The organism is Spirosoma profusum, assembly GCF_014699005.1.
In the GTDB taxonomy this organism is placed as follows: Bacteria; Bacteroidota; Bacteroidia; order Cytophagales; family Spirosomataceae; genus Spirosoma; species Spirosoma profusum.
In genome coordinates, this window is sequence record NZ_JACWZY010000021.1 from 87,451 (window position 1) to 100,175 (window position 12,725).

Annotated in this window: 11 protein-coding genes and 1 pseudogene; 10 read left to right on the forward strand and 2 right to left on the reverse strand. The window is 48.6% G+C overall.

Translation table 11 applies throughout. The features are described 5' to 3' along the window. Positions 1 to 147 precede the first annotated feature (147 nt). From IC229_RS22305 to IC229_RS22315, 4 genes and pseudogenes are all read left to right on the forward strand, one after another. Positions 148 to 972: a TrmB family transcriptional regulator gene (locus tag IC229_RS22305; RefSeq protein ID WP_190889239.1), complete on the forward strand. Its 825-nt coding sequence runs from the start codon at positions 148 to 150 to the stop codon at positions 970 to 972. Positions 973 to 1,179: 207 nt separating this feature from the next. Beyond that, positions 1,180 to 1,515 (forward strand): PadR family transcriptional regulator, encoded by a 336-nt coding sequence (locus IC229_RS22310; protein WP_190889240.1) that lies wholly within the window; start codon positions 1,180 to 1,182, stop codon positions 1,513 to 1,515. A 3-nt stretch (positions 1,516 to 1,518) separates the two neighbouring features. Then, positions 1,519 to 1,746: pseudogene (locus IC229_RS36155) on the forward strand (permease prefix domain 2-containing transporter); the annotation flags it as partial. Positions 1,747 to 1,866: 120 nt separating this feature from the next. Then, complete coding sequence (locus IC229_RS22315; protein ID WP_190889241.1) at positions 1,867 to 4,212, forward strand: ABC transporter permease; 2,346 nt, start codon at positions 1,867 to 1,869, stop codon at positions 4,210 to 4,212. 719 nt (positions 4,213 to 4,931) lie between these two features. Here IC229_RS22315 and IC229_RS22320 read toward each other — a convergent pair. Continuing rightward, positions 4,932 to 5,660: a LytR/AlgR family response regulator transcription factor gene (locus IC229_RS22320; RefSeq protein ID WP_190889242.1), complete on the reverse strand. Its 729-nt coding sequence runs from the start codon at positions 5,658 to 5,660 to the stop codon at positions 4,932 to 4,934. Beyond that, positions 5,629 to 6,654 carry a sensor histidine kinase gene (locus IC229_RS22325; RefSeq protein WP_190889243.1) on the reverse strand — a complete coding sequence of 342 codons (1,026 nt, stop codon included), beginning with the start codon at positions 6,652 to 6,654 and terminating at the stop codon, positions 5,629 to 5,631. The genes IC229_RS22320 and IC229_RS22325 overlap by 32 nt, the downstream gene beginning before the upstream one ends. 72 nt (positions 6,655 to 6,726) lie before the next feature. On the opposite strand from IC229_RS22325, the gene IC229_RS22330 reads away from it, so the two are divergent. The 6 genes from IC229_RS22330 to IC229_RS35780 all read left to right on the forward strand — a co-directional run bounded on the left by IC229_RS22330 (position 6,727) and on the right by IC229_RS35780 (position 12,718). Then, positions 6,727 to 6,891, forward strand: coding sequence for a hypothetical protein (locus IC229_RS22330; RefSeq protein ID WP_190889244.1), 165 nt, complete (start codon positions 6,727 to 6,729; stop codon positions 6,889 to 6,891). Between the two features lie 3 nt (positions 6,892 to 6,894). Then, the gene (locus IC229_RS22335) at positions 6,895 to 7,833 is read left to right on the forward strand and encodes an ABC transporter ATP-binding protein (protein ID WP_223834129.1); all 939 of its coding nucleotides are present in this window, start codon (positions 6,895 to 6,897) and stop codon (positions 7,831 to 7,833) included. Then, the gene (locus IC229_RS22340) at positions 7,830 to 11,417 is read left to right on the forward strand and encodes an ABC transporter permease/M1 family aminopeptidase (protein WP_190889245.1); all 3,588 of its coding nucleotides are present in this window, start codon (positions 7,830 to 7,832) and stop codon (positions 11,415 to 11,417) included. The genes IC229_RS22335 and IC229_RS22340 overlap by 4 nt, the downstream gene beginning before the upstream one ends. Positions 11,418 to 11,594: 177 nt before the next feature. Then, positions 11,595 to 12,209 carry a hypothetical protein gene (locus IC229_RS22345; RefSeq protein ID WP_190889246.1) on the forward strand — a complete coding sequence of 205 codons (615 nt, stop codon included), beginning with the start codon at positions 11,595 to 11,597 and terminating at the stop codon, positions 12,207 to 12,209. Further along, positions 12,206 to 12,508, forward strand: a complete 303-nt coding sequence (locus tag IC229_RS22350; RefSeq protein ID WP_190889247.1) for a transcriptional regulator — start codon at positions 12,206 to 12,208, stop codon at positions 12,506 to 12,508. Before IC229_RS22345 ends, IC229_RS22350 begins: the two co-directional genes overlap by 4 nt. Positions 12,509 to 12,583: 75 nt before the next feature. Then, positions 12,584 to 12,718 (forward strand): hypothetical protein, encoded by a 135-nt coding sequence (locus IC229_RS35780; RefSeq protein ID WP_262893401.1) that lies wholly within the window; start codon positions 12,584 to 12,586, stop codon positions 12,716 to 12,718. The last annotated feature ends 7 nt before the right edge of the window (positions 12,719 to 12,725 follow it).

The following is a 12,725-nucleotide window of genomic DNA, read 5'->3' on the forward strand; positions in this document are numbered from 1 at the left end:
GATTAGCAGGCGAATTTAAGTGTGAGTTAAAAGTAGTGAAAAATATTAGTAGCAAAATATTATACGATAATTTTATGCTAAAAACGGGTTTATTTGGCGAAAGAATCGGAGATGGCACAACAAAAGGAACTCCTCATTTCACTGGGGTTGAATGACTTGGAAGCGGACGTCTATTTATTACTCTTGCAGGAAGATGCCCTGACAGGTTATAAAGTGGGGAAGCAACTGGGTAAACCCACCGCTAATGTCTACAAAGCGCTGGATAGTCTGGCTAAGAAAGGCGCTGTGCTGGTAGAGGACGAAAAGAACCGACGCTGCAAAGCGGTTTCTATCCAAGAGTTATGTGATTTAGTGGAAGCGGGGATCCAGCGCAAAACCAGGCAAGCCCGGGAACTCTTCCAGCAGCCCAAACGCGAAACCTACGACGAAAGAAGTTATCAGCTACAGTCGGTGGACCTGGTTCTTAGCCGGTGTCGGCAGATGTTAAGAAATTGTACGACCATTGCCTTGTTGGATCTTTTCCCTAAGTTGGTTAAAACGCTTCGACCGGATATCGATCAGGCCATTGACCGGGGCATCGAGGTGTACCTGCAGGTCTACCAGCCGGTCGAGATCAGAGGAGCAAAGCTAACCGTACTGGATATGCCCCAGGTATTGGCCTACTGGCAAAGTCAACAGCTAAACCTGGTCATTGATGGCAAGGAACATTTGTTAGCGCTGTTAAGTGGTGAACTGTCGGAGGTCTATCAGGCCAGCTGGAGTCGGAATCTGTACCTGTCGGCGATGTTACACATGGGCTTTAGCAACCACTTTACGGTCAATTGTATTCGGCAACTAGGCGGAGATAAAGCGTATGAAACAAAGGTCGAGCAGCTTCTTGAGCAACAAAGTATTTTGAGCAGTGGCAAGATTCCCGGTGTGGGGGAAATGCTAGCCCGGTTTGGTCTTTCAAAAGAAAGGGTGGATAGCTAATGAGCCTTTCGTGAGCATATTCCCAGATGTAAATTGGAGATCATACTAAATGGTCCAAGACTACCTAGTACCGGACATCTTTTGTACGGTTTCGGACATATACTCAATATCCATTAAACTATACCACTGAAAATTAAACAGTTATCAAATTGGCACTCTATTTGTTCAACAAGTATCAAAGAAATATGCCTTTTAAGCCTATTTGGTATGAGTCGAACCTATCTGGGCGAGTTTGAAGAATTGGTCTTACTCGCCGTGGCCCTTCTGCAACAACATCCCACGGGAGCCTATGGCGTCACCATTGCCGATGAACTCCAGCAACGAACCCACCGAACCACCTCCGTGACGGGGGTGCACGTGGTCTTGTATCGCCTGGAGGAGAAGGGCCTCGTCGGCTCGGAATTAGGTGGAGCTACCCTGGCCCGGGGCGGTCGGCGCAAACGCTTATTTACCTTGACGGCCGCTGGTCAGCAAGTACTGCGGGAGATGCGTCAACTGCGGATGGGATTTTGGGAGGCTTTACCCACCCCGTTCTTTTCCTAACTGATGAACAAGTCTTTATTCGACCCAACACCTCAGCCTCAGCGCCGAACGTCGGCCCGGCCACCCCGCTGGGCCGACCGCCTGCTCAGTTGGTTGACGCCCACTGATCTGCTGGAAGAGTTGCAGGGTGATCTGCACGAGCAATTTGCCCAGCAAGTGGGCCAGGTCGGCTCCTGGCGAGCCCGCTTCTGGTATGGTCTGGAAGCACTGAAGGTCATTCGACCCTATTATCTACGGCGTCGAGTAGCCAGCCTGGCCAACCGGCAAAAAGAGCCCTTCCCCAAGCGACGGGCTACCACCCGTCCTTACTTTACCCCTGAATACCCCTCGCCATCTTTACTTCATCCGGATATGATTCGCAACTACGTTAAAATCGCCTGGCGCACCCTGTGGAAAAACAAACTGTTTTCCCTAGTCAATATCCTGAGCTTGTCACTGAGTATGGCCGTTGGCGTTATTCTGTTTACAGGCCTGAAAGCCACGTTTGATACCGACCAGTTTCATCCAAAATTAAATCAACTCGTACGCATACTCACCCAGGAAACAACCGAGGGGGTACAAACCAACTGGGCAACTGCTCCATTGCCCTTGGCAACTCAACTTGGAAGCGTCTCCTTGGTGGAAAAAACGGTTAAAGTAGGCCTGGCCGGAAAACATAACCTGCAAACCGACAAAGGGGATGTACCGATTGACCTGAAATTTTCAGAGCCTTCTTTTTTTGATGTGTTTGGCTTTAACCTGTTGTCAGGTAATGCACAAAGCCTGACCAATAATCCCACCACTCTTTTTTTAACCCAAAAAACAGCCAAAAAACTATTTGGCAACACTAATGCGGTAGGACAAACGGTTCAGTTTGAAAAGTTAGGCTATTTTACCGTTGGGGGAATTATCCAGGACCCGCCTTTAGAAACCCATCTGCCCATTGAGGCCATGTTATCCATTCGTGCTGCTGAACTGCTGGAAAAAAAAGGAGCCATCCCTACGAGTTCACAAGATTGGGGAGGCTTCAAGAGTTCAGCCATTTATGCCCGTTTACAATCAGAGGGTAATGTAGAGCAACTGAATGCAACGCTCCAGCACTATACTCGGACATTGGATAAGAGCCATCTTCAATTTTTGGCACAACCCATCGAAGAGATTACCCCTGGAAAAATCGATCTTAAAAATAACCCCCATGCGGGCACGAGTTGGGAAGACGTAAAAACGCAGCTAGTCATCATTCTATCGTTGACCCTTTTAGCGGCTTTCAATTATATCAGTTTGGCCTTGGCGCGTGCTTTCTCCCGGGCGCAAGAAGTCGGTGTTCGCAAAACTATAGGCGCCACAAGAGGACAAGTTATCGGTCAATTTTTAATGGAATCGACCCTGGTTGCCCTGTTGGCGTTGGCCTTTACCGTGCCCTGTGTTACTGTTTTAGCCCACTATATACCCGATATGGATGATGTGACATTCTCCTGGGATATAGCCTTAGTAGTAAGCTTGATAACCTACGCCCTGATCACCGGCTTAGTGGCAGGAGCACTTCCGGCCTGGCTATTGTCAGCGTTTGAGCCTATACAGGTTTTGCGTAAAATGAAGAATATAAAGCTGTTCCGGGGTGTTGCTGTTTACAAAGCGTTGATTGTCGTTCAATTTTCGGTGACCATCCTGTTTATGATCTTGGTTGTCATCGTAGCCGATTATGATCGAAAAAACAAGGCAATCATCCGCTCAACTGTGCCATCCAATGTGCTGACACTGGATTTGAAAGGTGAACACTATCAAAACCTGCAAACCGAACTAAGTCAGCTAAGTCAGGTAGAAAAGACGTTGGCCACCAACTGGTATTATGAGCCCCTTAAACTGGGTAAAGATTCGGTAACGATAAACGATAAAACGCTGGCAATACATTACGTAAGTATTGACCCAAAAGCAATTGAAACAGAAGGTATCCGCTTACTAGCCGGGCAAAATTTTCCTGAAACTATGCCCCAACGTACGGAGCAATATGTGTTGGTGAATGAAGCTGCCGCAACATTATTGGCCTCTAAATCGGAGACCCTAGTGGGGCAGAATCTCTTGCTGGACTCTGCCTCTGTACAAGTCATTGGCATCCTACCCAATGAGCTTATTGGCCAACAACGCCCTTTACTGTATCGGTATTTGCCCCAAGAAATAACCACCTTGACCATAAAAATAAAGCCCGATACAGAACTGGAAGCGATCAAGGCTATTCAATCGGTATGGAAAGAGCATTTTCCCCAGAAAACGGCCAATCTTTATAACTTAAAAGCGTATCGTTATTCAGGAGAAATCAATGGAGAAATCAGTGGAGAAATGGAAATTTTGGGAGGCTCTGCCCTGATTGTGATGATCATCGCTGCGTTGGGCATTTTAGGCATCGCCAGTTACTCGGTAGAAACGCGCACGAAAGAACTGGGTGTACGAAAAATATTAGGAGCAAACAATATAAAATTGGTGTGGATAGTTACCAAGAATTTTGGTCTTCTTATGCTACTTGCTGGCCTTATTGGTGTTCCCGCTGGCTTGTTTTGTGGTGATTTACTCAGGAAAGAACTGGGCAGTTATCTTGATTTGGGTCTTATCAATATAAGCATAGGCTTTATTTCGGTTGCCCTGGTCGGACTACTGACGGTCCTATCCCAAACCATTCGAGCGGGGCAAATTGAGCCGGTAAAGGTTTTAAAAGCCGAGTAAAAACGATAAACCATTCATTAGAAGGTTATGACGCTAGCGAGACAATGAATTTTATTGGGCGACACCATGACGACCGACCCTGTAACGACCGACTAGGAGTTGCGAGAAGAAGGACATACGTTGCTAATAAATGTTTCTGCAATGGAGCGGTGTAAGCCGTACGTGTATGTCGTCAGCTGAAAGTAGACAGATGCGGCCGGGCCCGCACGGGCGGTGGTGAGGCCCGGCCTGGATTGGCATTCCGACAGTGCCGGAGTAGTGAAAAGAGAAGAAAGCCTATTCCCTGGCAGAGTAGTTAAGCACTAATTCATGGATGTCGGTCGCTAAAAATGCTCCATTTAATAAGTTCAGCTCTTCGCCTTAAGCAGGAGCGTGGCTGTTGCACAACTCCCAGTCGGCAAGGTATCCACTAGAATCCGCTTCTATTGAGCACAATTTAAGCCCTAAAGACGATAGAACAACAACGAGAATGCAGCTTATTTGAACGATTATGATGGCCCAGATGAGTTGTGCAACAGCCACGAGCCTTATTTAAGATTGACTAAAGGCCTTCTTTTTGATTTCGTCCGGGACCGCCCGTGCGTTCGTACTGTCTCCTTGTTTTCATGCCGGGCCGCCGGGCGGTCCACTAAGTTAGATCGTCCTTAACTTAATGTCCAGTCAGATGTAGCAGCTCAACTACTAAAGATAGGCCAACGAAAATTAAGTACAAACGCAGCCTACTGTAATCCCTTCAGCAGTTTATAAAAAGCCTCGGCATAGGTATCACTGATCGGAATGAGTTGGTCTCCAATCTGAATCCTGTTTTTCTCGATGTGGTCAATTTTATCAATAGCGACCAGAAACGACTTGTGCACCCGGGCAAAATCCTGAGCCGGTAGCAGCTCTTCCAGTTTGGCAAAGTTCAGCAGCGTCATGATCTTCTCCTCCCGGGAATGAATTCGCAAATAGTCTTTCATCCCCTCCACAAAGAGAATATCGCGGGTAGCTATTTTCTGAATGCGGTGGCCGACCTTCAGAAAAATAGTCGCCTGTTCATTCTGCGTTTTAGCTATTTCCTCCTTCCTTTCCACAGCAGGCCGGGGACTTTGTTCCTGATATAGGCGTAAAACGGCTTTATAAAACCGCTCGAACGTAAAAGGTTTTAACAGGTAATCCTTCACCTCTAATTCATACGCTTTCAGTGCATACTGATCATAGGCAGTTGTTAGGATAATCATGGGTTTTGGGGTTAACATTGGGATGAAACGTAGCCCATCCAGATCCGGCAGGTTGATGTCCAGAAACAGGAGGTCTGGTTTATCTTCCGCCAACTGAGGGGCGGCCTCAAAAGGGCTCACGTAGGACCCTTTCAACTCCAGGAAAGAGACTTTTCGGATGTATTCTTCCAGTATTTCCTGGGCTAAATACTCGTCCTCAATGATCGAGCAGGTGAGCTTTGGGTTCATAGACTTTTGAGTAAAGAGTGTGGATGGTAAGATTGACCGTAAACGTTTCGCCGGTATTCCGAATGGTCAGTGTATGCTGGTCAGGATACAACAACGACAGCCGTTTGCGGACATTGGTCAACCCGATGCCACCAGTTTCTTCCAGCGGAGTAGCCGAACGGCCTCCGATTGGGTTTTGCACGCAGAAGCCCAGGCTATCTTCGTTTATCGCTACCCTGACCTTCAGGTCGCCAGGTTCCAGCCGGGCGGGGCTGTGTTTGTAAGCATTTTCCAGCAGGTGGATGAACAGCAATGGAGCAATGGAGCAGGAGGCTGTCTCCCCCTCGATCTGTAGGTCTACCACCGGACTGTTCTTGTAGCGGAGCTGCTGCAAACTCATATAATCCTGCAAATAGTCCATCTCCCTGACCAGCGGAACCGTGAACGCATTGGACTCATAAATCATGTAGCGCATCAACGAGGCCAGGTGCATGATTGCCTCAGGGGCGGCTGGGGCCTGTTTATACACCAGCGTGTGAATGTTGTTGAGGGTATTGAATAGGAAGTGCGGGTTAATCTGCGATTTTAGATAAGACAACTCTGCCTCCACAGCCTGTTTTTCCAATTGCTCTTTCCGGATGGTGTTGAGTACCAGATTCTCGGTGACCCGGGCAAGCCAGCTTAGACAGAGAAAGATGGGTACTGTGGAGACCAGGTGCATGAAGTAATTCCCAAAATCCAGCGGTGTGTGGCGGAAGAGCAAAAACGGAACCGGCCCGGTCAAGACGATTGTCGTCAGTCGGAGCCAATAGCGCTTGTCCTTTCTCTTCCCTGTATGCCAAGTCAATACAAAGAAATGGCTGTAGAAAACATACTGGCAAGTCGCAATAAATCCGGCCGTAGTGCTAAGCCAGTAGACATCATTGTCATGCCCCAGTTGACCACCCACCAGCAAGATGAACAAGACCCAGACAACTAGGTGAGTCAGCCAGAAGATTTTTTTGACGCGCTTCATAAAACAAAGTTATTTTTTCCGGCCATACTCACCCCAGCTTCTCGACCAATTGCTCTTTCTACTCTACGAGCGGTGAAAAAGAACCTGCAATCGCTTTGGTGGCAGCAAAGCCATACTTTGTCGATTACTTCACCGCTTTCGTATATCGCGTTTCGCTTTCTGACGGGGCAACCATTGTTTCGTGCCAAACTAACGAAAGAAAGCGCCGGACAAGGAGCTTCACGTCCCTGCTGTTAACCGATGAATCGAAGCAAATCCGATAAAATGGATAATCACCCCGTTGGCCTAACCATCCGCAATGTCTCCAAAACGTACCCGAATGGAGTAGAAGCATTGAACAATATATCACTGGACATTCCGCCGGGTATGTATGGGCTACTGGGTCCGAACGGCGCTGGAAAATCAACCCTCATGCGCACGCTCGCTACGCTGCAGGAACCTGATGAAGGGCAACTGTTTTTGGGAGACATCGATATGGTGAACCAGAAGGACGCCGTGCGCCAAACGTTGGGCTACCTGCCCCAGGAATTCGGCGTATACCCCAAAGCTACGGCGGAGAGCCTGCTAGACTACTTCGCGGTACTGAAAGGGATTACATCCCGGGCTGCCCGAAAAGAAACCACCGAGGTCTTACTCAAACAAACCAATCTGTGGGACAAGCGCAAGCAGAAGTTGGGCGGCTACTCCGGCGGCATGCGGCAACGCTTCGGCGTGGCGGTGGCCTTGCTGGGCAACCCCCGACTGTTGATCGTCGACGAGCCAACGGCCGGTCTTGACCCCGCTGAGCGGGTTCGTTTCCTCAACCTGCTCAGCGAATTGGGAGAGGCCAGCGTCGTCATTCTTTCCACTCATATCGTGGACGACGTCTCTGAGCTGTGTACCAACATGGCCATCATCAACCAGGGCCAAATTCTACTGGAAGCGCAGCCACTGTCGGCCGTGGCCGCTCTGAAAGGTCACATCTGGCGCAAACTGACCGATAAACAGGATCTGCATGCGCTGAAGCAGGCGCACCCGGTCATTTCGGCCAAACTGCTCAGTGGCCGCACCCTGGCGCACGTGTACAACCCTGAAATGCCCGGCAACGGGTTTGAACTGGTGGAGCCGAACCTGGAGGATGTTTATTTCAGTACCATGGCCGGCCACATTGGAAACCAAAAACGGGAGATCGCACGATGAAGCTCTGGAAGATCTTTCGTTTTGAGTTCACCTATCTAGTGCAGCGCATCACCACCTGGCTCTATGGAGCAGTCCTTCTCCTGTTTACCCTCGTGATGAATCTGCTCATCTCACCGGGGGACGGTATATACGCGAACAATACCTTCCACATTACGGCCATCACGGTCATTGGTGGCTTAATCTGGCTGGTCATCGGAGCAGCCATAGCGGGAGAAGCGGCCGCGCGGGACGTGAAGATGCGCATGCATCCGCTTACCTTCACAACGCCGGTTACGAAGCGTGATTACCTGGGTGGGCGGTTTTTGGCAGCCTTTGCCGTGAATGCCATTCTGATCCTTTCGTTGCCGTTGGGTGTGCTGCTTTCCTTTTACGTGCCAGGTTTGGATGGGGAGGCATTATTACCCTTCAGGCCATGGGCATATCTGAGTGTCTACTTCCTAATTGCCTTACCGAATACGTTTATAGCCACAGCACTCCAGTTCGGCCTGGCGGCACTGAGCCGCCAGGTAATGGCTAGTTATCTGGCCAGCTTGCTGTTGGCCCTTGTTGCTCAGGTTTTTGCCGTCGCTACGGCAAAGCTCTTCGGAAACTGGGACCTGGTGAAATTAGTGGATCCGGTAGGTGTTGCCGGTATTATAGGCAGCGATCTGGCAACCTGGACGGCAAGTGAGAAAAATACGCGTCTCGTTACGCTGGATGGCCTATTTCTTTGGAATCGCGTCTTGTGGCTGAGTGTCGCTATAGGGACGTTGGTGCTTACCTATGTTCGCTTTAAGTTGGCTACTGTTGTAACGGATAGCTGGTGGAGTCGTTTTATATGGCGGACAAATGTACAGGACAAAACGGCTGCTGAACCTGCGGTAGCTAAAGCTACAGGGATTAGGGTTCCGTCCGTTCAGCGAACGTTCGGCGTAGCGACTTATCTGCGTCAGACGCTCAGGATTGCGTGGATATCGTTTACCAAACTAGCCAGGCACCCTGTAGGACTTACGGGTGTTGGTGCTATTGCCCTGGTCTCTGCCATATTCGGCTACCGAATTATGACTCAGTTTGACATTCCGATGCTGCCAGTTACCCGGCAGGTGTTAGCCTACTTAACTCCTCCTGTTGGTAACCTGAGCACCCCATGGGGCATTATTCCGCTAATGATCATCTACTTCATGGGTGAGCTTGTCTGGCAGGAGCGGGATGCAGGCTTCAGTGATCTGGCTGATGCAGCACCCGTACCGGAATGGGTATTCCTGACCGGCAAGTTTCTGGGGTTAGGCCTTATTCTCATAGCCTGGTTGGTACTGATGATGGCAGGAGGTATAGCGATGCAGTTAGGCCTGGATTACGATGGCTTGGAGATAGGCTTGTACTTGCAGACGCTCTTTGGACTTCAGCTAATAGATTACCTGCTCTTTGCCTTGCTTGCCTTGGTGGTACACGTCGTGGTGAATCAAAAACAGATAGGTCACCTGGTAATGCTTTTAGTTTTCAGCCTCATGGCCTTTCCTTCCCTATTCAGAGTCGAGCACCGTCTGCTCATTTTCGGAGCAGATCCGGGATGGTGGTACAGCGATATGCGTGGCTTTGGGCCTACACTTGGGCCATGGCTGTGGTTTAAAGTTTATTGGATAGCCTGGACTTTGTTGCTTGCAGTAGGGGCGGGATTACTGTGGGCACGGGGAAGAGAACAACGTCTGAAAGAACGTCTGAAGGTAGCACAGCGCCGTTTCTCCCGCTCAACAGCGTGGATCACCCTACTCGCTCTAGGCCTTATCCTTTCCCTGGGTAGCTTCATTTTCTATAACACGAACGTGCTTAACGAGTACCAAAGCAGCGCCGACCTTGCTGAACGGAAAGCGGAATACGAACGACGGTACGGGCAGTACCGAAACACCCCGCAACCCCAGCTAAAGGCGATAAAACTGCACGTCGATATCTACCCCGAACGGCAGCACGTCAAGATCCGGGCCGCGTATACGCTGGTTAATACCAGTACACTACCCATCGATTCTATTCATGTAGGGAGTGTTTCGGGCATCGCGTTTTCTGAGGTAACGTTTAATCGGCCCGCTGCTGCCGTTCGAATCGATAACGAACTGATCCACCACATTTATGCCCTGAAACAACCTCTTCGGCCAGGCGATTCACTACAGCTAAACTTTATCGTACACTATCAGCAGCATGGATTCGGTAATAGCAGCACAAACACTTTGGTGGTAAAGAATGGTACTTACTTCACTAATTACGACCTAATGCCCGCCATTGGCTACCAACCCTACCGGGAACTTACTGATGCGGTCATTCGGAAAACGTATAAGCTTGCAGCACGCCCTGTTATACCTTCGCTGTATGATCGGGAGGCCCGTAAAAAGCCAGCCAGCACCGATCAGGCTACTTTTGAAGCTATTGTCAGTACGGTAAAAGGTGAAGTAGCCGTCGCACCGGGTGTTTTGCTCCGGACCTGGACAGCAGGCGATCGGCGCTATGTTCATTTCAAAACGGATACTTCTATCGGGGGTGAGTACGCCATCTTATCAGGGAAATACAGGGTGCAGGAAAAGGAGTGGAATGGCGTTTCGATCAGGATGTATTATCATCCAGACCATGCTCTCAATATTGATCGGATGCTCCAGAGCGTAAAAGCGTCGATGGCCTATTATACGGAGCAGTTTGGTCCATACCCGTACCGGCATTTCACGGTAATCGAGCGGGCCGGTAATGGGGGGGGAGCCAGTGCGGATGCCAGCATCATCTATTATGGAGAACAGTATTCACTGATGAATCCCGATGATGGGCCTGATGGTTTTGACCTACCCTATTATATATTGGCTCATGAAGTAGCGCACCAGTGGTGGGGACTTTCCAGATTAACACCTGCTAATGTCGAAGGAGGGGGTGTTCTGATTGAGGGGCTTGCCGTTTATTCCGGTATGCAGGTTCTGGAAAAAGCCTATGGTGAAAGGCATTTGCGACGATACCTTACCTATCTGCATTCTTCGTATGAACTGCCCCGTTCACTGGCATCCGCGTCCTTACTTCAGGCCAATGAAGACTTTTTATACTATCGAAAGGGTGGGCTTGCCCTATATGCCCTGAGTAAGTACCTAGGTAAAGAAGAGGTGAATGGTGCACTTGGGAGCCTGCTCCAAAAGCACCATTCAGGAGCGCTACCACTGCCAACTACCCTTGATCTCTATCAGGAGATCCAACAGGTGACTCCCGACTCCTTGAATTACCTGTTGAACGATCTGTTTAAGAAAAATATGTATTGGCGCCTGAAAACAGAGAAACTTGCGGTAGCGCAGACTAAAGCAGGCCAGTGGCAAGTAACGATGAATGTCCAGGCTCAAAAGGTACTCATTGATAGTATTGGTACTGAACATGAAATGCCGATGAATGATTGGCTGGAAGTGGGCTTGTATGAGAAAGGGGCAGACAAGCCACTCTACCTTCAGATGCACTGCATTCAGTCTGGTAAACAGACCATAAATGTGACCGTGCCGCGAAAGCCTGATCGTGGTGGCATTGATCCTAACTTTCTAATGATCGACCTTCGACTCGACGATAATATGGTCCAGCTGGAAGAGGAGTAAGGTAAACTTATAGCGGGCTAAGACAGGTTGACACTTATTCTTGTATGAGGAATCTCTTGCGATGAATCACTACAGGCAATGCGGGCGCTGGATTGAGCATTTTCAGAAATTATTTAGCTGACATCGCTTGTACAACAGTAATTTTTGCCTTTACTTTGAATTTCAAAGTGAATCTAAATGAACGAAGAGCAGGATTATATTCGGGATATAGCCCAGATACGCTCCATCATGGAGCGTTCCTCAAAATTTCTGTCGCTGGCTGGCTGGGCGGGCATCATGGCGGGTTTGTATGCTTTGACAGGTGCCTACGTTGCCTATACCGTTTTTGAGTTTAATCCGGATGAACTCATCTACAGCAGTACGCAATCAGCTAACTTACCTAAAGTCATTTTAGTAGCTCTCTTCGTCTTATTTCTGGCTATTAGTACAGCCATTTTTCTTTCGTCTAATAAGGCGGCTAAACGGGGCGAAAAGCTCTGGAATGCGCTAGTTAAGCGACTGCTAATCAACATGGCAGTACCGCTTATTACGGGTGGGTTGCTAATTATTATTTTGATTGCTAAAGGATTTATTGGCCTAATGGCCCCATTTGCCTTATTATTTTATGGAATAGCCTTATATAATGCCAGCCAGTTCACGTATGAAGAAATAAAAAGTTTAGGGCTTATTCAGATTGGACTAGGCTTATTTAGTACCTACTTCGTTGCCTACGGATTAGTATGTTGGGCGTTAGGCTTTGGCGTAGCCCATATTGCGTATGGCATTTACATGCATTACTGGTACGAAAGGTGAAGATATCGATCAATGGTTTACAGAAGGCATTTGAAAGCCGGATCAAGCTCGGCATCATGGCAGCCCTGGCGGTTAATCATACGCTTGATTTTAATTCACTGAAAGACTTTCTGGATGTGACAGACGGAAACTTGGCAAGCCATCTCAAATCATTGGAGAAAGAAGCGTTTATCAAGGTGGAAAAATTATTTATTGACAAAAAATCAAACACCACCTATGCTGCTACGGAACTTGGCCGGAAAGCCTTTAGCGACCATTTAAATGCCTTGGAGAAACTGATTAAGGGAATTACTGAATAGTCAGTTAGTCGGGTGGAGACGCCTATTTTTTTATCCATAAACTTTGAATTTCAAAGTAGCTTTCAATCTATGAACATGAACCGATTAGTTACCACCCTATTGACGCTGGTTGTATCGATCATCAGCATCTCACCGATTACCAGTACACGAGTGACGTTGGCGCAGGGGCCGATTGAGCCACCGCGCGAGAATCTAAAAAACAAGCTATAGAGGCATT